We start from the raw sequence: 25,867 nt of genomic DNA, 5'->3' as shown, positions 1-25,867 counted from the left end.
AATTGCTGTTCAGCTTAATTTCAAAGTCTAACCAAATATCGAATTTTTAAATTGGTTTAAGTTCAAGGGAAATTAAAAATTTGCATCCGCATAATCATTGGTTCAAAATATGGGTTTTCCCTAATTATAAAATAGCACCAATAACCTGCCTATTCTGAATTCACGCTATTCTCCATACAAGCGCACTTTTATTTTAACTTTATTTCCCTCTAAAATCCATGAAGGGACCCTTAATTCTATTCTTTTTAGGTTTTCAATGTGCCTATCCAATTCGAGTGGGGCTGGATCCAGAGAGATGACGGACAAGCTAATCCCTGGATGTGACAAGTTTTCTAACATCAGGGTTTTTCCATCCTGAGTCAAAACAGCTCCACCATCCACAAGCTCAATATTGGCCTGAGTCATAAGTTGCCAAGTGATCAATTTTGTAGAATCGTTGGTTTCTATTTGGTCTTCAATTACAATAGATCTGGGGCTGTCTTTTGTAAATTTTCTCTTAGCACTTTTTAGCTGACCTGCAAAAGTCGGTGTAAGGTCAAAGGTGGCTTCGGGATTTTCTCCATCTTTAAAGTCAATAATGGTAGCCAAACCATCGACCACATGTCGTTTATTATTCACTGAGATTGTACTATGTCCAAAATTATTCTTGGTAAGCAATTTCCATCGATCACATTCCTGGCACCTATTCCATAAATCGAAACCAGCTCTTGCCAACAACCCATAGCTCTGATTGCCGGGGTCGATCACCCATCGAACGCCATCTAATTCAAAAATAAAAGAGCCAGCGTCCATATTCCCATGGCTTATTGATCCTCGACCTCCTTTTCCTCCAAAATAAAAACCTTCTTTATTCTCCCCCTGCCCAGTGAAAATTACTAGTGGATTTGCTCCTTCACCCTTCCATGCACTTGGGATAAATCCTGATTCCTTTTCTTCAAATTGTGCCGTCCAAACCAAACCGGCTCCTGCCAGACGTGAGATTTTCCCTATCTCTTCAGGTGTTTGCATAAATCTTGCATGGTTCAAATAATTCTTATCTCCTGTTTTGGAGGCAAACCAACTCAAGGTAAAATCATTATAAAGCTCCGGAATGTCGGGGCTATCAGCATAATTGTATAAAAGTTTGGAAGGGGCCAAGGTTAAAAGGCCGAAATTAGCACTCTCTTTAAAGCCCGGATATTCACCTATTCCAAAATCAGTTCCAAATGCACTCTCAAGCATGGCCGCAGTCATTACTGAAAACATTGTTCCATATCCCCAATAAGTAGGGCCTTCAGGATAAGCACCATCCGGTGCATATTCAGCAAGGGCATGGTTCATACCTGCAATTGACCGTTTTATCGTTTTTGCTGCCAATGCCGGGTTTTCCTCAGCAATTGTAATAGATGCTGCAATCATACCTGCATTGCAAACCTGATTCCAGTTATTTGTTCCATTGACCCATTTAGGTGTATCTCCATTTTCAGGCCAGCTGGGCATAATTCCCTTTTCTATTAAAGACTTCTTCGCCAAAGAGAGGGTAGATTTGGGTAATTCCCCTGCGGTCCAATCTATAGCCAAGGCAATAGCCAAAGACATTTCACCGACATCGAGAAAATGTTTTGGGTTCCAAGTAGGGAAATTACAAGCAGCAAGCACTTCTTCATTTAACCTTTGCAAAATTTCCGGATCCTTTTCAACTAAATAGACCATTCCTAACATATTTATTCGATAGAGGAAATCTCTGGAAATACGGAGCTGATTTTGTTGTGATCGGGGATTATCTGGGATGTCAACCGTAATTAAATCTATAGCTAATACCGATTCAGCATTGTACTTGATCGATTGAAAAATATGCTGAATAAAGGGATCGGTTTGAAGCTTTTCTCTTAGGTTCTGTTCAATTGCCTGATTTAATACCAGTCTAGGTTGAGATTTTCGAAGATTCCTTTTCAGGTACTGTACCGATATCGGGTTATCGAGTTGATACGGTTGAGAATCATGATTTTCTGATAACTGAGCATAAGCCAGGTCGCTCATAAAAGATACTATGAGAAGGCTGATAAGAAATAACGATCGATTTACACTTTTCAGGACAGTCATGCTTTTTTAGTTATTTCCTATTGTAGGATGGGTTTATTTGATTAATCAAGTTATAAATATACAGATCGTTTTTATGAAAATCGGTTTGATTTCGGCAAGAATAGGATGAAAAACAGTAGCTTAATTAATCTGATAGTTTTTATTCTTCAAATTTTCCACTTTGTTTACTTATTTAAACCGAGTTTACCTGATTATCTTTCCAATATATTGCTTATCTGAAGGATTCAATTAATTAAATAGGCGCTAAATTAATATAGGTATATAATACTTATTAATATAAAGACCAGTAATGGGTTTTTGCTGCTCAATAGGGAATTTCTATTTTGACTTATGTATTCCTTAAACAAGTGAACAAAATAAATCGGAAAAATCGGAATGGGATTAATTTAAATCCTTTTTCCTTAATCTGCTTACGGATTGAAGTGAATATTTCCTTAAATACTGCTTCAAATTACTAAATTAGTGATTCATCATTTATACTCAAGAAAAATGAAAATCAGTTTTGTTGCGCTCCTATTTTTTATTCTTGTTGGATGCTCAGAAGTTAAGGAAGAAAATTACCTGTTTAGATCCATTGACCCGACTGTTTCAAATCTGGATTTCACCAATGAGTTAAAAGAAACCAATAACCTGAGTATTCTTTATTACCTCTATTTCTACAATGGTGGGGGAGTAGCAATAGGAGATATCAACAATGATGGTCTTCAGGATATATTTTTCACCGGTAATCAAGTTCCCAATAAGCTGTTTTTAAACAAAGGCAATATGGAATTCGAAGACATCACGGAAAATGCTGGAGTTGCTGGTTCTTCTGATTGGAATACTGGCGTAACACTGGCCGACGTGAATGGTGACGGAAATCTTGATATTTATGTGTGTGCAGTCGTAGGAATCCACGGGTTGAAGGGTAAGAATGAACTGTTTATAAACAATGGTGACCTCACCTTTTCAGAAGAAGGGGAGAAATATGGACTGGATTTTAAAAATTACGCTACCACGGCTTCCTTTTTTGATTATGACAATGATGGAGACCTGGACATGTACTTGTTAAACCATTCTGTACATACTGATAATTCCTATGGTCCGGCGGCGATAAGGCATAAGCGCACTGAGTTAAGTGGTGATAAGTTGCTTAGAAATGAAGGTGGAAAATTCATTGATGTCAGCGAAGAGGCAGGGATTTTTGGTGGGGCCAATGGCTATGGACTTGGGTTGGCCACTGCAGATTTTAACAATGATGGATTTACTGATCTTTATATAAGCAACGATTTTCACGAAGACGATTATTATTATATCAACAACGGAGACGGAACTTTTACCGAGCAACTGAAGGATAAATTCAGCCAGGTAAGCAGGTTTTCTATGGGGAATGACGCTGTGGACATCAACCAAGACGGCTTTGTAGATATTATCACCTTGGATATGCTATCTGAAGATGAAAAGGTGCTCAAATCATCCATGAGTGATGATCCCATTTATACGCATGACCTGAAAATAGAACGCCTCAATTATCATCCCCAATACGCGCGTAATATGTTGCAAATCAACCGTGGTGGAGAATACTTTCAGGAAGTCGCCCTGTATAGTGGTGTCTCAGCGACTGATTGGAGTTGGAGTCCTCTATTTGCAGATTTTGATCTTGACGGAAAACAGGATTTATTCATATCTACAGGGATTTCCCGAAGACCCAATGACCATGATTACATCAATTATATATCTAGTGAAGAAGTAGAACGACAATTTAATGCTTCAAATCGTTTAGATCAGGAAGCGTTGAATAAAATGCCTTCGGGTAAAGTAAAGAACTATATCTTTAAAGGGGAAGAAAACCTTCAGTTTTCAGATCAATCCGGCAACTGGATTTCTGATTACCCCAATTTATCAACAGGAGCTGCATGGGCAGACCTGGACAATGATGGAGATTTGGATTTGGTTACCAACAATCTCAATGAACCAGCAACCTTGTACCAGAACAATTTGGCTGGAAATTCAGCTTATTTAAAAATCAAGGTAGATTTCATTGCTCCAAATACTTTTGGGATTGGCACCAAAGTGATCACCTGGCATCAGGGTAAGATGCAAATGAAACAGTTGTTTACTTCAAGGGGTTTTCAATCCTCTTCAGAACCTTTGATCCATTTTGGTTTCGGCAATATTCAACAAGTAGATTCTATGCTGGTGATATGGCCGGACAATACAATTGAAAAAAAACACAACATAACAGTGAATCAAACACTGGAGCTGAATCCTTCAGAAAACCGTCAAAAAGTTGATTATCAACAAGTTTTCTCCAAAGCTGAAACTTGGTTCCAAAAAGTCGAGGCTTTATCGGGATTGGATTATAAACACCAAGAAAACAGGTTCATAGATTTCAATCATCAGCGGCTTATTCCTTATAAGGTTTCTGATCGTGGACCTGCAGTTGTAGTCAAAGACCTTGATGGCAATGGTAGTGATGATATTTTTTTGGAGGAGCAAAATTGCAGCCTGCAAAGATTTTTCTTCAAACTGGCAATGGATTTATGGAGAAACAAATCGATGCAATTGCCAAAGATTCTCTTCGTGAAGATGTGTCGGCAATAATAGAAGACCTGAACAATGACGGTAAAAATGACCTGTTCATTGTCTCCTCAGGTGGTGAGCTTTCTGAACAGAATGAGGCTTTGTTGGATAGGCTTTTTATCAATGAAGACAAGGGTTTTAAAAAACAGGCTCTTCCTCCTTATTTTGAGAATAGTGCTGTAGTAAAAGCGCATGATTATGACAAAGATGGTGACATGGACCTCTTTGTGGGTGGTGGAGCTGTTGCAAATGATTTTGGAAATCTTCCAAAATCTTATCTCCTGAACAATAAAAACGGCTCGTTTGAGACAGTTGATAACAAAACACTGGAGAACGTAGGGATGGTAACGGATGCTGTCTGGTCAGATTTTGATGGCGATGGGTGGGTCGATCTTATCGTAGTAGGGGAGTGGATGACTCCCAGGTTTTTTAAAAACCAGGAAGGAATTTTAAAAGACATTACCGAAGAAATGGTTGATCAAAAGTTAACAGGTCTATGGCAATCCATCATTCCCTTTGATATAAATGGGGATGGTGAATTGGATTATTTATTGGGCAATTGGGGGCTAAACAGCAAATTTACTTCGAAAGAAGATTACCCATTAAAGATGTATTATGCGGATTTTGATGAAAATGGGAGTACAGAAACCATATTGGCCTATGAAAAAGACGGCGAATACTATACGGTTGCAGGACTAGATGAACTGAGTAGCCAAATGCGTTTTCTTAAAAGGAAATTTACTTCGTATAAAGATTTCGCTGGTAAACCACTGGAAGAGATTTTTGATGAAGATCAGTTGGAAAATGCTACCCTTTTTACTGCCCAGCAATTGGCATCCGGATACCTATTGAATGCTGGGGGTAAGTTTACTTTTAAAGCATTTGATGCCTCTTTACAGGTAGCTCCATTGACGACTTTTTTAAAGTTTGATTTTGATGGAGATGGTAAGGAAGAAGTTTTGGCAGGTGGTAATTATTTTGGCGTATCCCCTTATCATGGACGCCTTGGAAGTCTTTCAGGAAATGTCATTACTTCCGAAGGAACAATATTAGAAGGCAACCAACTGGGTTTAAATTTTAGCCAGAAAGCAGTAAGAGGTTTAGATATCATTAATGTCAAAGGCACTTCCTACGTCATGGTTACATATAACAATGAAAAACCAGATTTCTATAAACTAAGACACCCAAATGGAGACCTGCCCTGAAGCGAAGTAACTCAGGGCCTGCCCTGAAGCGAAGCAACTCAGTGACAAAAATAGCCTAGAAATAATTGGTCCACTGCCTTACCTCTGCCTTCGACAGGCTCAGGCACCGGTAGTTCGGATGCCCAACAGTCTCAAACAACGGTAATAGATTATTGAAGTTTATACTTTAAAAACAATTAACAATTAACAATTAACAATTAACAATTAACAATTACCCCCCTTCAAAACAAGCTAAAAAAAATCCGGCACCTAGACTTTCGTCAGAGATGCCGGATTGTAATTTTCAATTTTGGATTCCTTTACAAGAAGCCCGTCAATTGAATTTTCTTAACCATACTTAATAACCAGGGTTTTGTTCCAGCACATTACTTGCTGAAAGTGCGGCAGTAGGTACTGGGAATCGATTTAGATGACTTGAATTAGAAGGAGAGTGATCCCACCATTTTTCTGTGGTGAAAAATCCTAGCCTAATTAAGTCAGTTCTTCTTCTACCTTCTCCTAAAAATTCCACACCCCATTCATCTGCCATTCGGTATAAATCCAAATTTCCTGATGTAGCAGGGTTAGGATCATTTCCTCCTTCAAAAGCCCTCATCCTAACAGTATTTATTAGCTCAGCTGCGGAAGATGGGTCGCCCAACCTTACCTGACACTCAGCAAGCATTAAGTAAACTTCTGCTAATCTAAATACTGGATGATCTGCAGCCCATCTCAAAGTCAGGTCCTGACTTGAAGGGACAGGGATTTTTACCAAACGAATACCAGTGTTTTCTTCACCTGCACCGATATTGGATGGTAGATCCGCAATAGTTGAGTAAGTTGATCCCAGTTCCGAAAATCTTGCAACCTGATCGACAAATTCCAGTGGTTGTCCATTGTACTCTTCATTACCTACAACCTGGTCACCGTTTATAGGTGAGATTTGGGCTCCTACTAAAAACATTCCTTCGTAACTACCAGAGCCAAAATATTTAAATGGCTTTTTCCTAAGGTCAGTGTCTTCAAATTTTTCGTAAGGAGAACCCAATTTGAAATCCTCAGAGTATAAGGTTCCATCAGGTCTTCTTGAAGGCTGTAAATGGGTACCGTTATTTGAACCCAAATCTACATCAAAATAAACGCGGGAATTATAATGATACATATGACCATAGTGCGTATACTCTAGCCTGTTAAATTCTGAAGGGATTGACCATATTATCTCTGGAGATTGATCGTTTTCAAAATCATGAGGTCCCTTCCAATCTGTATCCAGGCTATAGGTGCCATATTCATTATTAATAAGTGCTTGAGAGATCTCTGCTGCTTCATCGTACATAGGTATTCCAATGTAAGCTTCGGCATTGAAGTACAATCTTGCCAACATCACTGCGGCAGCACCCTTGGTGATAGCCCCTTCCTGAGGTGCTCCCACTTCTTTTACAGACAAGTCGATAAGCGCTTGCTTTAACAAACTTTCTATGTGATCAAAAGTTTCTTTGTCGGTGCTTCTAGGAACATCTTCCTGATCCAAACTGGTGAATATTGGAAGACCACCATAGAAATCTAGTCCTCTTAAGTAGAAGAATGCGATCAAAGCATCTAACTGGCCCAAGTGGGCAGCTTTATCTTCTTCTGAAAGCGCAAGTTCCTGATAATCTAATTTTCCCAGGTCTTGCTTTACATCTAATGCCAAAGCTACACCTTGCAAAGTTCCTCTCCAGGTACCAAACAACTGGGATTCATCTGGAGTCCATTCATGGTGTTGATATCTGGCATAACGTCCGCCATCATACCAATGCCTTCCTTTTGTAGTACGGGCAAAATGGTCTCCGGAAAACTCCTGAGCTACCCATCGATCTCCTGTTAGGTACCACCTGGCGTGGGTAAATGGACGGTATAGTGCAGCCAATACATCTCCTTCTGTTTTAAAGAAGGTTTCTGGAACTACCCTGTCATACCAAACCTCATCCAGAGAACAGCTTGTTATAATGACAGTAAAGAGTATTAATATATATTTTGTCAATTTCATGATCTTAATTTTTGGGTTTAAAAATTCGCTTGTACACCAAACATAAAAGTTCGCGTTTGTGGATAGGTTGCCCTCTCTTCAAACCCTGGATCCAAGCCATTTATATTTACCTCTGGATTTAAACCTGAATAATTTGTAAGGACGAATAAGTTTTGCCCTGTGGCATAAATACGAAGTCCTTTTACATATTTATTTCCTTTCACATCAAAAGTATAGCCTAATGACAATACATCAAGCTTCAAGAAATCACCATCTTCAATCCAGTAATCACTCAATTCTTTTTCTCCCGTGATATGTTTTTGCTCATCATAATTTTCTACTAAAACATTTCTAGACTCCAATGGAATTCCATAATAGAAATTAGGCATATTGAAAACATCATGTCCTGTCCAAGCTCTGAAATAAGCATTGACATCAAATTTCCCTAAAGTAAATTGATTGTTCCAGGCTAAGATTAACTTTGGAATCGCATTGCCTATGAACTTTTTGTCCTGGTTGGTTTTGGTTCTTTCGGTTACATCAAATACTTCTCCATCGTCTCCTCTTAGCATCCAATTTCCATCTTCTGTAAATCCAGCGTGTTCCCAAACAAAGAAACGACCTATAGGTTCACCTGGAAAAAGCCTAACGGCATTGCCTGGACTTCCTGGTGCAGGAAAACTTTTTCGATCCCAAAAAGTCTGATTCCCCCAAAGGCTTACCAATTCACTTTTATAGGAAGAAGCAATTAAAGAAGTTTCATATTGGAAATTGGTTTTCTTGACTGCATTCCAAGTAACTTCAGCTTCCCAACCTGTATTTCTTAATATACCCACATTCATTGTGGTTTTGTCATGAATTGCTGGCGGCTGTGGTACAGAGATATCATAAATCAGGTCATCCACATCCCTTTTGAAAACATCGAACCTACCGGAAACATCACCATTAAGCACGGCAAAGTCGATACCGATATTGTATTCCTTTTTTGTTTCCCATTTTAGATCCGTATTCTGATTATGAGAGACGCCATAGGTTCTTCTCCATTCGCCATTCATCAACCACCAGGTATCCGGGCCATACATTCTGGTTGCCACACCTGGTGCAAATCCTTCATTACCCGTTTCACCATATCCAGCTCGGAGTTTTAGTGTGTTAAAAATAGATTGGCTTGCCATAAAGGGTTCATTGTGTATGTTCCATCCTAAGGAAAGAGCAGAAAAATTACCCCATCTGTTGCCTTCCGCAAATTTTGAAGAACCTTCTCTTCTCAAACTTGCAGTAATCAAATACCTATTGTTCCAGCTGTAGTTCACCCTACCAAAGAAAGCCATCAACCTTACTCTTGGGTTTTTATAAGAGCCTAAGCCAGCTCTACCTTCAGACAAGAACCTACCTGTACCCAGGTCATGCTCCTCTATTCCGTCCACTGCAAAATCCGAATTGTTTGCATTAAAACCTTGTCCATTAAACTCCTGAAAACTATAACCTCCCACTGCATTAAGGGTGTGAAGTCCGAAAGTCTCATCGTAAGAGGCAAAGGCTTCAAATGTATTGTCCTTTGACTCACCGTAACTTTGGCTTGCATATCCTGCTACTCCTTCATCCAATGAAGTTTTATGTTGCGCAGACCTCCAATAGGATCCATAGTTGTCACCATTGTTAATAGAGTACCTGGCGGTAAGAGCAACGTTATTAGTGATGTTAAACAGAAAAGTTGTGGTATTCAGTAAATAGGCATATTTCCTTTGATCAGTTCTTAATTTGATATCTGCTACAGGGTTATACCAGTCATAACCACCCGTCCAGACGTTGAGGCCATGTGGGGTAGTAGGATCATAGGGCGTATCAGTTGGATTAAGCTGTATAGCCATCCTGAAAATATCGTTGCTTGAAAATGTGGACTGTCTTTCACTGTAAGAGAGGTTGTTGGTTATTTTTAAGAAACCATCGAATAAAGTAAAGTCAGTATTTATCCTTGCTTGCAAATCTTTCCGTTCTGCACCTATAGCCAATCCTGTAGCATTTCTATTACTTATGGTAGCACGGATTTTCGCGTCTTCTACTCCACCGCTAAAGCTAATTACATTTCTATAGCTAAGAGGGACATCATTGGTAACTTCGTCGAACCAATCCGTATTGTGTCCCATATCTGTACCTAGACCTTCTTCCAGGAAACGGTCCCTTCCAAGAGGTTCGTTGTAACGACGTACTGTTTCTGCAAATAACTCTCCTGTATAACTTACAGTCAATTCTCCCGCCTTAGCAGATTTGGTGGTAATAAGAATAACGCCACCAGAAGCTCTTGTTCCATAAATGGCTGCGCCAGAAGCATCACGTAAAACCTCAATGGAGGCAATGTCTTCTTTTACAACGGAATTGATATTTCCACCTGGCACCCCATCTATTACAATTAGTGGTCCTTGTGATGCATTTACGGAATTAACCCCACGCAATTGAATGGACACACCGGAGTTGGGGTCGGTACCATTGGAAGATTGAATACTTAATCCCGGAACCTTTCCCTGAATGGCCATCAAAGGAGAGACTGTACCCGCTACAAAATCCTTTTCATCTAATGAGCTCACTGCACTAGTAAGGTTCTCTCTGTTAACAGACCCATACCCAACGACTACGACTTCTTCTAATGAAGCAACATCTTCAAGCAAGGTGACGTCAATTTTATTTTGATTATTGACTACAATGCTCTGTGATTCAAAACCTATAAATGAAAAAATCAGGGTTGAACCTTCCGGAACTGTAATTGAATACTTACCACTAAGGTCAGTGGCGGTTCCAACACCGGTTTCAGGAATGGAAATTGTAACGCCAGGTATTGGCTCTCCACTTTCATCCGTTACTGTACCGGCTACAGTCACATCTGCCATATTGGTCAAATAACCAATCAAACTAGTTTTAGAAAAACGCTTATTATCCGTTGTTAATAAAAACGAATTGGTAGCTGTTTCAAAGTTTTTTCCTTCCCCGTTTTGTTTTCAGCATATATATCATCCAAAGTAACAACTTGGATGATAATAGCAATTGAAAACAATCGAATTAAGGGTTTTACATGATTTAATAAAGGTTGTTTCATTATTTTGGATTTAGGTTTTTTAATAGGGTACTAATTTGTCAATCAACTGAAATTTAGTATCCGTAAAATGATCCCTAATGATAACAAAAACCATAACTAAAAAATAGTATTCAATAGTTTATTTTAGTTTTTATTGATCATAAAATTTATTTAAAATTTGATAGAATTATTGTTATGATGATTTTGTCATAAATAATTATAAAAAATGTTTTAATAAGTATCTTTGTTTCAGAGTCATATTTAATCAGAGCCAAAGATTTTGTTGATAAAATGAGGTGCAGTGATTGATTAATCTTAGGTCGCTGCAAGAATATTTAGGAGAAATATTGGAGGGGCAATTTGTTGTTAATCTAGCTTATTTGAAGGTGTCTTCTACCTCAGAAGAATTAAGGTGCTGTTTTTGATAGGTAGGAAATAATTTCGGAGTCCGGCATCGTTTTTAAGGGTAGGTTTTTGAATATAAGCCATCAAAAATTATCCTTTCAGGAGAATATTAATCTTTTAGTAATTTTCAAGTAGTAAGCGTGATAAGCAAGCGTGTAATTGATCATTTGATTTTTGATTAAAGAATAAATACGAGGTGCTTTTATTCATATTTTTTAGTCGTACTTGAAAAGTCCATTTTCTCATGCTATTTTGTGTTAGCAACTGTTTATTGCTGTAGCGGACAAAAAACCAAAACTATCCAAGATTGTTTATTTTGTAAAGGAGCCTCCTATGATGAAGTGTCGTATAAATCATAGCTAGCGACTGGCGAAACGATTAAAAAGGACGCTTCCCTGCTTTTCAATTTAATAATGGATATAGCCATCCTATTGTTCCATGGATTCGATTAGCGGATGTTATTTTAATTCACTCAGAAGCAACTAGCGAGAATAATAAACCTAAAGGGTTAATAGGTCCAATTATTGGTATAAGAAGCTGGATTGGAAGGCCTCAATTTCCATCTTTACAGTATCAAGTTAGTAACAAACAAGAAATATTTGAGTCTATTGTCTAGGTAGGTAGCGTTGACCTTTCAGTTGAATACCCTCGGTTAAATGATCTAGAATAGGGTTTTAATGATTTAGTTTTGTGGTCATTAGGTTACATCACCTTCAAACTTCAATACTAACTAATTCCTCAGTAAGAATTAATATAAAATATCACCTTTTATAATGAATAAGATTGATCATGATTAGCAGAAGAAAAGTAATAAGTATTTTATCAAGCCTGCCATTTGGGGGGCTTCTCTTAGGAGCACTTGCAGGTACAAATAGTGCCAGGTCAATGCCAACCACTACTGTATCTCCAAGTAGAAAGGTTCTTGGCAAAAGCATATATGACTCGATAGGAGTACGCCCTCTGATTAATGCCCGTGGTACTGTTACGGTCGTTGGTGCAACCCGGGTCCTGCCAGAAGTACAGGTAGCGATGGACGAAGCAGTGAAGGACTTTGTTCAAATTGATGAATTGATGAATGGAGTAGGACTTCGCTTAGCAGAAATTACAGGGGCGGAATGGGGCGTGGTGACTTCCGGTGCATCCGCTGCAATAACTGTTGCGACAGCTGGATGCGTGACTGGAGGCGACCCTGATAAAATTTGGCAAATTCCCAATCTTGACGGAATGAAGGATGAAGTGATTATTCCTTCTTATTCTCGATCAGCCTACGATGCTGCAGCAAAGGCGGTGGGAGTGAGAATGGTAGAGGTGAATACCCCTGAGGAACTGAAAGCTGCCTTGGGTCCCCGAACAGCTATGATTTTGGTTATGGCCAGTGGCGCCTCTGAGGACGGACCCCTCTCGCTGAAAATAATCGCTGCTCTTGCCAAGCCACTTAATGTGCCAATCCTAGTGGATGCAGCGGCTGAGGGACTAGAAGTCCCGAATCCACATATAGCCCAGGGGGCGGATATGGTGGCCTATAGTGGAGGTAAATATTTGCGAGGTCCGCAATGTGCTGGCCTCTTGATTGGACGCAAAGATTTTGTCCAAGCTTCTTGGATCACTAGTGCGCCCCACCATGGCTTTGGACGTGGTTTGAAGGTGGGTCGCGAAGAAATCATGGGGATGCTGACAGCAGTAGAAATGTGGAAAAAACGGGATCATGCCGAAGAGTGGAGGACGTGGATTTCATGGGCCAATTACATCTCCCATCATCTGGAACAGGTTCCTGGGGTGAAGACAGAACTTCTTCTCCCAAAAGGAAGATCTAACCGATCACCTTCTCTTCATGTGAAATGGGATATTTCTTTAATTCCACTCACAGGGCAAGAAGTTGAAGAACTTTTGTGGGAAAACAATCCCCGAATTGCTGTCAGCGGTGCTGGGAGTTACCTTCCTTTCCCTCCAAATATGGAGCCTAACATACGGATTAACCCTTCCCAACTTGCGGCAGGCGAGGAGAGGGTAATCGCGAAACGTGTTTATGAGTTGCTTTCCAACCCACCTCAGATAGAAAAACCCAGTGGTCCTGCTGCTTTGGATTTAAGTGGACTCTGGGACCTGGAGATTCAATTCGTCGCAAGCGTTGTGAACCAAACTTTCATGTTTGAACAAAAAGGAAATGAGATTTTTGGTACTCACCATGCTAGTTTCGGACCTCGGGATCTAACAGGTACGCTTCATGGTAATGATGTTTTAATTCGAAGTTCCTATACCAACGAAGGAGTACGCCTTAATTTCCAATTTACAGGTGTAGTGAGTAACGATAATATGGACGGTATATTGAGTTTGGGTGAATACGGCAAGGCAGAATGGAATGCAAAACGTCGTCACTATTAAGCCCCAGTTGTTTCGTAACAAAAGGTTGAAAGAAAAGGAGAAAATTATGGATTGAGTTATAGTAAAATATTTCTCTATATATAGTACCAATAAAAACTTTACAATTGTTTTTACCTCTTGTATGATATGCCATTATAATAAAGGAGAGAATTATCAAATTGTAATTTAAGGAGGCTATTAATTTGATCCATCCTTTTTTTGAAATCCAAGGATTCTCGGTCAAAAGAAAGGTGCGTAATAGCTTGACCTTCATAAGGTGACATGAAGACATATTATATTAAGAGGGACATTTGACTTCAATAATGGAAATGTTTAACGTTTATTAAAAATGAGATTTGAAAAAATGACTTACTCATGCTATTTTGTAATTTAAATTCCATTTCCATAGATTTTATGCAAAATTATTTAAACCAATCAATCCAAATGAAACCTTCCATTTTTTCTTGCTGATCTGTATTATTGCCTTTTCGTGTTCAGAACCTTCACCCATTCAGGAGAAAAGCTCCCCCAATACCGTGCATTTCCCAGAGGTTTCAGAACCAATTCAATTGGTTGACAATGGTAAAGAACATCTTTATGCCAGTTATTATGGTATCAATTCCTTCAGTGCAAATCAAAAATATGCGACTATTTTAGAGACAGATATTAATGATCGTCTTCCGACAGAAGATGACGAAGCTACTTTGGGTCTTGTAAATCTTGAAACAATGGAGTTTAAGCCCCTTACAACTACCCGGGCTTGGAATTTTCAGCAAGGCTGTATGGCGCATTGGTTAGCTACTTCTCCAGATTCCCTCATTATTTACAATGACCTTAGGGATGGGAAATTCATTTCTATAATCATGAATGTTCATACCCAAGAAGAAATCAAAACCATTCCACATCCGGTAAGTGCCGTTTCTCCTGATGGGAAAAAGGCAGTAAGTATCAATTTCTCCAGGCTACGTATTACCAGGAGTGATTACGGTTATGGTGGGGAAGGCCAGGATAAAAAAGAAAATGTTCAATTTCCTGAAGACGACGGAATATTTTTGATTGACTTGGAAACAGGAGAAGCTGATCTTATTGTCTCATTGGCTGATGTTAAGGAGCTGGTTCCAGAAATCCCTGAAGACGGGATTGAGTATTTTAACCATACTTTGTTTAGTCGCGGAGGCTCCAAATTGTTTTGGCTTGCCAGGGCTATTCCAAATAGGAATACTACCTCATTGATTGTGAACATAGATGGAACCGGGCTTGAAAGGTGTTTTCCTGACGACTGGGCAGGTTCCCATTTTGATTGGTTAAATGATGAGGAACTAATGGTCACTAGTTCTTATGAAGGCAAACAATATTCACACGTATTGTACACTACAGGCAAACAGGATTATAAAAGGCTAGGCAATGGTCTCTTGGATTTTGATGGACATGGTGCTTTTTCGCCTGATGAGAAATGGATGGTTACAGATACCTATGCGGGCGAAAATGCTTTCAGGGAACAAAAGATTTATCTGATGGACATGAAAACCAACGCTGTTCGTTCCTTAGGTCAGTTTGTTACTCCTGCATCATTCAAAGGACATTGGCGCTGTGATATCCATTGCAGATGGAGCCCTAATGGCGATATGATTGGTTTTAATTCCGTACATTCCGGTTCAAGACAAGCCTACTTGCTGAAATTAAAATTCTAATAAGAAGTTAATAATTATTAATTATCAATGGTTAATTGTTAATTAATTAACCATTAACCATTATCCAATTAACCATTAATCATGTCCCAAAAGTACCTTTTATTGTTTTTTATAAGTCTATGCCTTACTAGCGTTAGCGGAAAAGCCCAGCAAGAACGACCCAATATTCTAATGATTGCGGTGGATGATTTGAATAATTTTGTCGGAGGAATGGGGCATCCGGATGCCATCACTCCCAATATGGATAAGCTTATCAAAAGTGGTTTGCTATTTACAAATGCCCAAAGCCAATCTCCCATGTGTAGCCCTTCCCGAACGGCTATAATGACGGGATTAAGGCCTTCCACTACTGGGATTTACGGGTTTATTACTGACAATAACATCAAAGAAACCAACCAAGCTACCCGAAATGCTAAAATGATGCATCAGTATTTCAAGGAACAGGGTTACCATACAATGGGAGTTGGTAAAATTTACCACAACCACGCACCTGATAATTTATTTGATGAAAGTGGTGGACGAGCCAAGGGTTTTGGGCCTTATGCAAAACAAAATTTTCATTGGGACAAGGAGAAAACATCTACAGACTGGGGCCCTTTTCCTGAGATGGACAGCCAAATGCCGGATTATAACACTGCAAAGTGGGCTTCCGAAAGGCTTAATAGAGAATATGAGCAACCCTTTTTCCTTTCAGTAGGTTTTCTACGGCCTCACGTACCTTGGTATGTACCCCAAAAGTGGTTCGACTTGTACGATACTGCTGCCCTTCATCTACCTCCTTATTTGGAAACCGATCGCGATGACTTACCGGAAATAGCGCTTGCGATAGATGATTTGCCAATGATGCCTACTACCGAATGGGCCTTGGCCAATAATCAATGGAAAAACATACTTCAAGGTTATTTGGCCAGTGTTTCCTTTGTGGACCATTATATTGGAGAAGTATTGAATACTTTAGAGAAAAGCAAACATGCAGACAACACCATTGTAGTGCTTTGGTCTGACCATGGCTACCGATTGGGGGAGAAAAATACGTTTGCCAAGGTAGCGCTTTGGAACAGTGCGACGGCAGCACCACTCGTTTTCGCAGGGCCTGGTATCCCAAAGAACAAAAAGGTAGATGTACCTGTGGAATTGTTTTCAATTTACCCTACACTTACAGATTTGGCTAATCTACCCTCAGTAGCGCATATTGAAGCAGAAAGCATTTATCCCTTGATTAAAAACCCTAAATTGAAATGGGAGAAACCAGCCATTGTTACCTGGGCAAGAAATAACCATGCTATCGTCACGAAAGATTACCGGTACATTCATTATGAAGATGGCTCTGAGGAATTGTACGCTTTAAAAAAGGATCCAAATGAGTGGTTCAATGTGGCAGATAAAAAGAAATACACTGAAGTAAAGGAAAGACTATCTCAATTTCTTCCTAAAGTCAATGTCAAGTGGGCCAAAGAGTCTAAATACGATAACAACGATTATTTTATCAAGCAGAAGATAGAGCAAAGCGAGTAAATATGGCAGTAAAAAAAGAGAATTGGCTCGCCATTGCCTATTCCTGGATTAAAAATCAATGGACAAGTCCCTCCCTATGACAGCAAAATGTAATAATCAGAAAAAATTTGAAATTGTTGATGGGCTAACCATTAAATACCACGCCAATGGTGAAACGATATGGTCTAAAGGTAAAATAATCAATGGGCTTGGAGAAGGTTATTGGGAATGGTACCGACTTGATGGAACTATCAAGCGTTCGGGTTATTTTAAAAATGGTGAGCCCATGGGGGAGTGGATAACCTATGATTCCAGTGGTAAAGTATACAAGGTCACCAATAAGTGATGGAAAACGATTTTTTAATTGACCTTTTATTGCAAAGCGCAATAGATTCAAATAGGTAGGTTAAAGTCCTGTAATGTGATTTTTTTTGTTTGAAGGTTGAAATAAATACTGGCGGGCGCATGACCTTTCCGTGTTTTCCATTCCACTAGTTAAGTGGAAAATGCTTTCAGAATTTCAAAATTGAGTGGAATGGGATTTGTCATCGGAGGCAAAAAAGTTTACTTTTAACAATATCTAAAATGGCAGCGATTTTATAAGACGTTTTTGCTATTCTGCCAAACCATAGCTGCTTCTTAAATAATATGATTTATCGATAGTTTATCTATGCAGGTAATCAACCTAATGTTTTTCTATGAGCCCTCCTCTTGAGCAAATAGTTTAAGGTATTGGGCCGAGCATTTAGCTTACGTCAGGGAATAGTAATAGGCACTTAGCGCCCTTCAACAAGGATAATTCGCTATATCTGATTTTAGGTAAACCTGGTACTGTTTATAAATAAATATAGAAGACCTTTCTTTTCAATCAATCAATTATGCTGAAAAAACATTTTGACATTCATAAGCCAGTATTTTGGCCCTCTGTCATATTGATTTTTATTTTTATTCTCATTACCATAATTGTTGGTAAGCCTATGGAGCTTGTATTCTCAAGCATCAAAACCTTTATTACAAATAAAACCGGCTGGCTTTTTATTATTGCGGTCAATGTTTTCATTGTTTTTTGCTTTTACCTAGGCTTTAGTAAATATGGTACGATCAGACTTGGGGGAAAAGATGCGGTACCTGAATTCAGTACCAGTTCTTGGTTTGCCATGCTATTTAGCGCAGGGATGGGAATAGGCTTATTGTTTTGGGGGGTCGCAGAACCTGTAAACCATTATGCCAATCCACCTTTTGGTCAGCCCTATACGGTTGGTGCTGCAGAAGGGGCCATGAACCTGACCTTTTTGCATTGGGGGTTTCATGCCTGGGCCATTTATGCTGTAGTTGCCTTGGCTCTGGCCTTTTTTGCTTATAATAGAAAACTGCCTTTGACAATAAGATCTGTTTTTTACCCCTTACTAGGAGAGCGCATACACGGGTGGATTGGTGATTGTATTGATGTTTTGGCAGTATTGGCTACCCTCTTTGGGTTGGCTACTTCATTAGGTTTAGGCGTAAAACAAGTCAGTGGAGGATTGTCTTATTTATTTGATATCCCCAACACCATTACCGTTCAGGTTTTATTGATTGCAGGGATAACCTTTATTGCTACTTTATCTGTAGTATCGGGAATCGATAAAGGGGTGAAATTTTTGAGTGAGTGGAACGTGAGAATTGCCGCAGTTTTACTAATTTTTGTGATTGTGGTAGGGCCTACACTGTTTATATTTCGCTCCTTTGTTCAAAATTTAGGGAATTACCTGGAAAACATTCTCCAGGTGTCTACCTGGACAGAGGCTTACAGAGACAATGGCTGGCAGAAAGACTGGACCGTGTTTTATTGGGCATGGTGGATTTCTTGGTCACCTTTCGTAGGAATGTTTATTGCCAGGGTCTCTAAAGGCAGGACCATAAGGGAATTCATATTCGGTGTTTTGTTGGTGCCTTCCATTTTAACGTTTTTTGGTTGACTGCTTTAGGTGGATCAGCCATACTATTGGACATGCAAGAGGGGGTAGCTAGCAATACCCACAGTCTGGCTACTAGCATTGTTGCTGATGAATCTATTGCCTTGTTTGTTTTCCTGGAGAAGTTCCCATTTTCTAGTGTAGGATCAATTATAGGGATTTTGCTAGTTACTAGTTTCTTTGTAACCTCATCTGATTCTGGCTCTTTAGTGATCGACAGCATTACTGCTGGTGGGAAGTTGGACGCGCCTGTTGGGCAACGCATTTTTTGGGCCACAACAGAGGGTACAGTAGCCGCAGTGTTGTTAATTGGAGGAGGGCTTACCGCCTTGCAAACTGCTGCAATAACTACAGGCTTACCATTTTTAATAATATTGCTCTTCATGTGTTATTCCTTGTTAAAAGGATTGCGATTAGAATATGCCAAGGACAAGCAATTTGAAAAGGATATGGATAGAAAATTGTATGAGGAAAAATTGTCAAATGTTATAATTAAAAAACTTGAACAGGAAAATAAATCGTAACTGAAGGAAGGGTATTGATAGCATAAAATAGCTTAGGAATAGTTTTCTCTACTTGATTGCAGTTGAAACTAATCTTTTGATTGCTGTTGTACCGTTAAATAGTTATAATGTGAGCAAGCATGAAAGCTGCCTGAAAACTGTAAATTTCTTTGCATTGTTTTATTTCTTATTTTTACTGAATAATTTAAGCCCATGGATAAAGACATTAAAATTGCTGTATTAATTGATGCAGATAACGTTCCATCTACTCAGGTAAAGGAGATGATGGAAGAGATAGCCAAATATGGCAATCCCACCATAAAAAGAATATATGGTGACTGGACAAAACCTCAATTGGGAAAGTGGAAAAATGTGCTTTTAGAAAATGCCATAAACCCCATTCAGCAGTATGGTTATACTACAGGCAAAAATGCTACTGATTCGGCAATGATTATTGACGCAATGGATATTTTGTATTCAGATAAGGTTAATGGTTTTTGTTTGGTATCCAGTGACAGTGACTTCACCAAATTGGCCACAAGATTACGTGAGTCTAGAATGTTGGTCCTTGGAATGGGGGAGAAGAAAACACCCAATCCTTTTATCGTGGCTTGTGATAAATTTATCTACCTGGAAATTCTACATAACCAAAGTGAAGAAAAGGAAAACGGTAAAACCAAAGTAAAAGCACCTGTTCAGGTTGATAAAATCAACCCGAAATTGATCAGGTTGATATCCAGTACTATTTCAGATTTGGCTGATGATGATGGTTGGGCATTTATGGGAGATGTTGGGAATTTACTTCAAAAGAAGCAACCTAACTTTGATTCAAGGAATTTCGGCTTCCAGAAACTTACCCCTTTGGTTAGTTCTATTTCTAATTTTGAGGTAGAACGCAGGATCAAATTAATTTATGTCCGAAACAAAGAATAGTATTAATTGGTGGTTGAATGTTTGGGTAGCGTAAAAGTGAACACTGTTCCTTTTCCAACTTCTGAAGCTACCCATATTTCACCTCCCAATATATCCGTGACCTTTTTAACAATAGCTAAACCCATCCCCGTACCGTGGCCAGTGTATTGGTTTTGAAGGCGTTGGAATAAGACGAAGATTTTATCAAAATAATTAGAATCAATACCTATTCCATTGTCAATAATTTGAAACAAGTAATCTTTTTCTCTTTCCTCCATTGTGAAATGAATTATTGGAGGGCGATCTGGGTCTGAATATTTCAGGGAATTACTTATCAGGTTTTGAATTAGTAGCGAAAAAAAGCTTGGGTACCCAAGAAATTTAACCAAAGGCCCAGAAGTAATTTTCGCATTTTTTTTGAACATTTCTGATTGAAAAGTCAGTTTAATGTCCTCTAATATCTTTTCAGGAGCAATGAGGACAGGATCATCTGTTATCTTGTTGATCCGGGAATATTCTGATAAATCAAGAATTAAAAGCCTCATTCGATTCGCACCATCCACAGCATAGGATATGTAGGTGTTGGCCTTTTCATCCAATTGTGCACTGTATTTTTTTTGTAGCAATCCCATAAACCCTGAAATCATCCGCAATGGTTCCTGAAGGTCATGTGAAACGACAAAAGTAAAATGCTCCAGTTCCTTGTTCTTTGATTCAACTTCGTGTAGAGATTCTTTGAGTTTTACTGTTCCTTTTTTAAGCTTTTGCTGAAGGGAGTATTGATCTCTTAAACTGTTTTCTAGTCTTGAAAATAACTTGGGTATAAGGAAAGAAAATACACCACTCAAAAATATTAAATTTGCGGATACTGTAACCCAGTGCAGTAATTCAAGATTTGGGAGACTAGGAAGGTGAATGATTACTTTATAATAAATCAACAAACTGAATAAAGTACAAGTAGCTAGGTTCAAATAGAAACTGACAAATGCCTGCTTATTAGGTAAAAACAGGATCATTAGTACAGATACCGATAAAAGGTACATTAACCCTGGACCAAAATTCCCTACAAAAAAGATTAGCGAAGCACCGGTTCCATAGAATATTAAAAAAACAGCCCATTTCCGTATGATAAGGGGTATGCCTGGTATAAAGGCTGCGATTGCTGAAATTAAAAAAGCGGAAGAATCAAAAATAAAGAGTGCCGTATGGTTGTTTATATAGGCCATGATCAAACCAGGAATGAGGGCGATCATACAAAAAGGTAACAAATAGACTAAACCTGATATAAAAAGCCTGTCCCTCCAATAGTTAAGAGGGTTAGCCTTATGTTCGGTAGCTAAACAAGTTCTTTTTACAAACCTTACATACTTATTCCACATGAATTTAAATTGCTGTTAGAGTAAAAAAATCACCTAAGGTGTTTGCCATTCATTTTATTGAAGTTTAACCAATAATAATTGGATTAATACTGAAATGGATTTAAAACTAGTGAATATATTATTTCTTAAGCAGATTTATCTAGAAATTTATTATACAATTCTAATAATGGATCAAATTTTGCAGATGAATTAAAAAATTAATCTTTAAAGAACGGATGACAATCAGCTGTTATCTTTTCTAAATCAGATAAATACAAGGTTTTGAAGAGTAAAATTGGAAGGAATTCCCTATTAATTGCTATTTCCGGATTTATTTCTCTGGAAATGGGGATTTATTTCGAGATTTTAGATTTAGCAATATGGCGCATTTTGGCCACGGCATTCGAAGCTGCAACAATAGGTGGTTTGGCAGATTGGTTTGCAGTAAGTGCCTTGTTTTATGAAATACCCATTCCTTATGTCAGGAAACATACGAATATAATCGTAAAGAATAGGGAGAAATTAACTGAAGGTATCGTTGATTTGGTAACTACCAAATGGTTGTCTCCAGAAGTTTTGGAAGAAAGACTGACGCATATAAAAATCTCAGAGGGTTTGTTACAATCATTAGAATCCGAAGAAAATGTAAATAAATTAGTTGGATTTTTTGCAGGTATTTTTAGACGCATATCCGGGGAAATAGACCATCCGCATTTAGTGATACTTGTCCAGAAAATGTTAAAAGACAAGCTTGAAAGCTCAGATGTTGCTAAGCCATTTGGAGTATGGCTGCATGGCATTATTACGGAAGGAAAACACCATGAGTTCATAGCTATCGCCATGGACCAATTTTCAACTTCTATCAAAGAGCCGGAAACAAGAGCAATTGTCCTAGGGAAATTAAAAAATGCCCTTGAATTATATGCAAGTAAAGATTGGTTGAAGAAATCAGCAGTTTGGATTGGTAAAAAGACGGGTGGAATAGACCCAGACATATTAATCGATAGAATATTAGATCTGGTATTGACTTTATTGGAAGAAATAAAGGAAAATCCTGAACACCCAATTCGAAAAAATCTTGAAAATTACGTATTGGAGTTTGCTAGTAATCTTGAATCAGGTGACGAAAAGACCCTGACATATGTAGACAACCTTAAAAGAAACTGGATTTTAAATGATCAAACCAAGGGCATGATTCAAAAGGTTTTGGTTCAATTAAAAGACAATATGCTGTTGCAGTTTTCTTCGGCTGAAACACCAGTAATGCAATTAATTAAAAGACAATTGTACCGTTTTCTAAACGAACTGCGTGAAGATGATAAAAGTAGAAAACAGATTGATGCGTGGATGAGAACGACCATTACCCATCTTGTGACAAAATACCACCATGAACTAGGGGATATGGTTAGAAGCAGTTTGGGCAAATTGGATGACAAAGGAATTATGCTACAAATCAAAGACAAGGTAGGTTATGATTTGCAATACATTCGACTCAATGGAGCAGTCGTCGGTGGTATTGTAGGGCTTTTAATAGCAACGGTAAGGTGGGCTATTCATTAAGCCTGCATGTTTGCCCAGTTTTGGGATAACCTTTGCTATTCAAGTTTATTCCTTTCTTGAAAGGTTTGGAAAAAGCGCATTTGAATAGTAGTACAGCTTTTGATTATGCTTCAGGTTAGAATTAACCAAAATTGACAAAAGATTATTTCGTGTTTATTTATAACTTTATTCAATTATAGGAATGAATGTTGTTTATTGTTTTGATAAAGCTTAAAAAACCTTATTTTTATTCAAAATAGACTTCCGTTATCAATTTTGATATGAATCAAGATTCTTCAAAAATTCTAGGCTTACCTCCCAAGCATATTTCAGAAGAGATGGGTGCTCTAAATACGGTATTGGATCAGGGACTCCCTTTTAAAAAATTGGATCACAATATTCTGATAGCAACCTGGAATATTCGTGCATTTGGAGGACTTACTGAAAAATGGGAGGCAGATGATTCGGATTCACCCAAAAGGGATCTCCACTCTATTATGGCCATAGCTCAGATTATTTCCCGGTTTGACATTATTGCTGTTCAAGAACTCAAAGGGGATTTAAAGGCTTTCCGACACATGCTCAAATTATTGGGCAACCATTGGAGCTTTATTTTAACGGATGTTTCAGGCGGAAATGAAGGGAATGACGAACGCATCGGCTTTTTATTTGATACCCGTAAAGTGAAATTATCAGGATTGGCTTGCGAACTAGTAGTGCCTAACAAGAACACTGAAGAAATCAAGGAGGGTGCTTTTGATAGGCAATTTGCCAGAACACCATATGCCGTAGGTTTTAGGGTGGAGAATAAAACCTTTATTTTGGTAAGTGCCCATGTTTTGTATGGGAAAAAAGCAGCAGACAGAGAAGGAGAGTTAACAGCCATTGCACAATGGCTTCAGCAATGGGCCGCCAATATGAAATCCTTCGATCAAAGTCTTATCCTTTTAGGGGATTTTAACATTGACAGGATGGGTGATCCCAGGTATGAAGCATTTGTTTCTACAGGATTGGCTGTCCCTGAAAACTTGTGGAATGTTCGGAGAACATTGATTGACAGTCAAACGAAGTTTTATTCTCAGATTGCCTGGTTTGAAAATCAATATAAAATCCCTCAACTTTCTATTCGTTACCTTAATGGTGGCGTTTTTGATTTTGGACCTCATATTATGAAGAATGCAGGATTGAGCCCGTTTCAAATGTCTTGGCGAATTTCCGACCATCTACCATTGTGGGCAGAGTTTTCTACTCGAGACTAATTTCTAATTAAGATTCGATATATTTAATTAAAAAAAATATGCATACGTTTTTTAGGTGTTTTATTATTTGCCTATCAGTATTATTTGTCAGTTGCGAAAAGACAAAACATCAGGAGAGTGAGGTTAAGCCCCTTAAAATCAATCAAATTCAGCTTATTGGTACACATAACAGCTATAAGCGCCCGATACCTGAAGTGCTCTTAAATCAAATCAAAAAGGAAAGCCCAGAGATGGCCCAAAGCCTGGATTATAGTCACCCCGATATCTGGAAACAGTTGGATGCAGGTATTCGATTGTTGGAGTTGGATGTTTATCATGACCCTGAAGGAGGGAGATTTAGTAATCCTTTAGGAAAAGGAGCAATTGCTGAAGATGATTGGGATACGGACTTTGATAAACCAGGTTTTAAAGTGTTTCACGTGCAAGACATAGATTTTTTAAGTCATCATGCCTTGTTTAGAGCGTATTTGACTGATTTGAAAAACTGGTCTTCTATTCATCCCAACCACCTGCCAATCTTTATTAGCCTGAATGCTAAAGATGCCAATTACCCCGATCGTGGGTTTGCAGAAGCACTGGCGTTTGATAGCGCTGTTTTTTCAATGCTGGATAAGGAAATAGGTGAATTTTTAGGGATTGATAAACTAATAACTCCCAAAGAACTTAAAGGAGCGTCTAAGGACCTAAGAACCGCCGTTACTCAATCTGGCTGGCCAGACTTATCCAAAGCGAGGGGTAAATTCATTTTTATTCTAGATGAAGGAGAACCTAAATTGAATGAATACCTTTCCAAAACCAATGATGGCACGGATGGGCTTATGTTTGTGACGGTACCCGAAGACCATCCCATGTCTGCGATACATATCATCAATGACCCCATTAAAAATCATGATCAGATTAAGAATTTGGTAGAAAAAGGATTTATAGTCAGAACAAGAGCAGATGCTGAAACGAAAGAGGCCAGGTCTAACCTGACGGAAAGAAGAGACATGGCATTTTCAAGTGGAGCCCAATTGATTAGTACAGATTATTTTGTTCCTGATCAAAGACTGGAGGGGGATTATAAGGTGCAATTTGAAGGAGGTACCTATGCGCGTGTTAATTCTTTAATATCAGAAAGTAATGTTTCAAATGATTCCTTGTCTGAAGATACAGACCGTGTAGTTATACTCAACCCAGAGACCTTCTCAATAGCAGATAATAAAATGGAAGCATTGGTATTAGATGTTCGTACGAAACAAGAAGTTGATCAGGGACTAATAACAGGTGCTGTGAACATTGACTTCCTTGAGGAGGGATTTGCTGAAAAAATTTCAGGCTTAGATAAAAACCAGACAATACTAGTGTATTGCAAAGTAGGAGGTAGGAGCGGTAAAGCCGCTGATTTATTAGTAGCGAAGGGATTTAAGCATGTGTACAATTTAGAAGGAGGATATGATCGTTGGAAAGAGAATGGCCTTCCAGTAAAGGAATAACAACAGTTT

The 25,867-nt window shown here is 38.6% G+C and carries 14 protein-coding genes and 2 pseudogenes; 12 read left to right on the top strand and 4 right to left on the bottom strand.

Annotated elements, in window-relative coordinates; translation table 11 throughout:
* Window positions 1–165 precede the first annotated feature (165 nt).
* Window positions 166–2,082: a heparinase II/III domain-containing protein gene (locus ADICYQ_RS16520; RefSeq protein WP_235114743.1), complete on the bottom strand. Its 1,917-nt coding sequence runs from the start codon at window positions 2,080–2,082 to the stop codon at window positions 166–168.
* A 489-nt stretch (window positions 2,083–2,571) separates the two neighbouring features.
* Here ADICYQ_RS16520 and ADICYQ_RS28860 point away from each other — a divergent pair, with 489 nt between their 5' ends.
* Together ADICYQ_RS28860 and ADICYQ_RS28855 are read left to right on the top strand one after the other, a co-directional pair.
* Complete coding sequence (locus ADICYQ_RS28860; RefSeq protein ID WP_020889773.1) at window positions 2,572–4,665, top strand: CRTAC1 family protein; 2,094 nt, start codon at window positions 2,572–2,574, stop codon at window positions 4,663–4,665.
* Window positions 4,605–5,849 carry an FG-GAP repeat domain-containing protein gene (locus ADICYQ_RS28855; RefSeq protein ID WP_235114741.1) on the top strand — a complete coding sequence of 415 codons (1,245 nt, stop codon included), beginning with the start codon at window positions 4,605–4,607 and terminating at the stop codon, window positions 5,847–5,849. Before ADICYQ_RS28860 ends, ADICYQ_RS28855 begins: the two co-directional genes overlap by 61 nt.
* A gap of 337 nt (window positions 5,850–6,186) precedes the next feature.
* On the opposite strand, the gene ADICYQ_RS16510 is transcribed toward ADICYQ_RS28855, so the two are convergent.
* Together ADICYQ_RS16510 and ADICYQ_RS16505 are read right to left on the bottom strand one after the other, a co-directional pair.
* Window positions 6,187–7,857 (bottom strand): RagB/SusD family nutrient uptake outer membrane protein, encoded by a 1,671-nt coding sequence (locus ADICYQ_RS16510; protein WP_020889771.1) that lies wholly within the window; start codon window positions 7,855–7,857, stop codon window positions 6,187–6,189.
* A 17-nt stretch (window positions 7,858–7,874) separates the two neighbouring features.
* On the bottom strand, window positions 7,875–10,742 hold the full coding sequence (locus ADICYQ_RS16505; RefSeq protein WP_152520497.1) for a SusC/RagA family TonB-linked outer membrane protein: 2,868 nt from the start codon (window positions 10,740–10,742) through the stop codon (window positions 7,875–7,877).
* 990 nt (window positions 10,743–11,732) lie between these two features.
* Here ADICYQ_RS16505 and ADICYQ_RS30870 point away from each other — a divergent pair.
* The 7 genes and pseudogenes from ADICYQ_RS30870 to ADICYQ_RS16475 all read left to right on the top strand — a co-directional run.
* Window positions 11,733–11,927: pseudogene (locus tag ADICYQ_RS30870) on the top strand (hypothetical protein); the annotation flags it as partial.
* 173 nt (window positions 11,928–12,100) lie between these two features.
* A complete protein-coding gene (locus tag ADICYQ_RS16500) occupies window positions 12,101–13,693 on the top strand; it encodes an aminotransferase class V-fold PLP-dependent enzyme (protein ID WP_020889768.1) in 1,593 nt (530 codons plus the stop codon).
* Between the two features lie 443 nt (window positions 13,694–14,136).
* Window positions 14,137–15,363, top strand: coding sequence for a TolB-like translocation protein (locus ADICYQ_RS16495; protein WP_040416744.1), 1,227 nt, complete (start codon window positions 14,137–14,139; stop codon window positions 15,361–15,363).
* Between the two features lie 81 nt (window positions 15,364–15,444).
* Entirely contained in the window at window positions 15,445–16,878 is a 1,434-nt protein-coding gene (locus tag ADICYQ_RS16490) for a sulfatase (protein WP_020889766.1), read from the top strand.
* A 58-nt stretch (window positions 16,879–16,936) separates the two neighbouring features.
* Window positions 16,937–17,203, top strand: coding sequence for a toxin-antitoxin system YwqK family antitoxin (locus tag ADICYQ_RS16485; protein WP_020889765.1), 267 nt, complete (start codon window positions 16,937–16,939; stop codon window positions 17,201–17,203).
* A 532-nt stretch (window positions 17,204–17,735) separates the two neighbouring features.
* Window positions 17,736–19,336: pseudogene (locus ADICYQ_RS16480) on the top strand (BCCT family transporter).
* 192 nt (window positions 19,337–19,528) lie between these two features.
* Complete coding sequence (locus ADICYQ_RS16475) at window positions 19,529–20,248, top strand: NYN domain-containing protein (RefSeq protein ID WP_020889762.1); 720 nt, start codon at window positions 19,529–19,531, stop codon at window positions 20,246–20,248.
* A 2-nt stretch (window positions 20,249–20,250) separates the two neighbouring features.
* Here ADICYQ_RS16475 and ADICYQ_RS26190 read toward each other — a convergent pair whose 3' ends face one another.
* A complete protein-coding gene (locus ADICYQ_RS26190; protein ID WP_020889761.1) occupies window positions 20,251–21,606 on the bottom strand; it encodes a sensor histidine kinase in 1,356 nt (451 codons plus the stop codon).
* Window positions 21,607–21,867: 261 nt separating this feature from the next.
* Between ADICYQ_RS26190 and ADICYQ_RS16465 the strand changes: the two genes are divergently transcribed.
* The 3 genes from ADICYQ_RS16465 to ADICYQ_RS16455 all read left to right on the top strand — a co-directional run bounded on the left by ADICYQ_RS16465 (window position 21,868) and on the right by ADICYQ_RS16455 (window position 25,858).
* Window positions 21,868–23,145, top strand: a complete 1,278-nt coding sequence (locus ADICYQ_RS16465; protein ID WP_020889760.1) for a DUF445 domain-containing protein — start codon at window positions 21,868–21,870, stop codon at window positions 23,143–23,145.
* Between the two features lie 260 nt (window positions 23,146–23,405).
* On the top strand, window positions 23,406–24,383 hold the full coding sequence (locus ADICYQ_RS16460; RefSeq protein WP_020889759.1) for an endonuclease/exonuclease/phosphatase family protein: 978 nt from the start codon (window positions 23,406–23,408) through the stop codon (window positions 24,381–24,383).
* A gap of 38 nt (window positions 24,384–24,421) precedes the next feature.
* Window positions 24,422–25,858: a Ca2+-dependent phosphoinositide-specific phospholipase C gene (locus ADICYQ_RS16455; protein ID WP_051160255.1), complete on the top strand. Its 1,437-nt coding sequence runs from the start codon at window positions 24,422–24,424 to the stop codon at window positions 25,856–25,858.
* Window positions 25,859–25,867: the final 9 nt, after the last annotated feature.

Origin of the sequence: Cyclobacterium qasimii M12-11B (assembly GCF_000427295.1) — a bacterium.
Taxonomy (GTDB): Bacteria; Bacteroidota; Bacteroidia; order Cytophagales; family Cyclobacteriaceae; genus Cyclobacterium; species Cyclobacterium qasimii.
The sequence above is the reverse complement of the archived record's forward strand: the minus strand, read 5'-3'. Positions and strand labels throughout refer to the sequence as shown.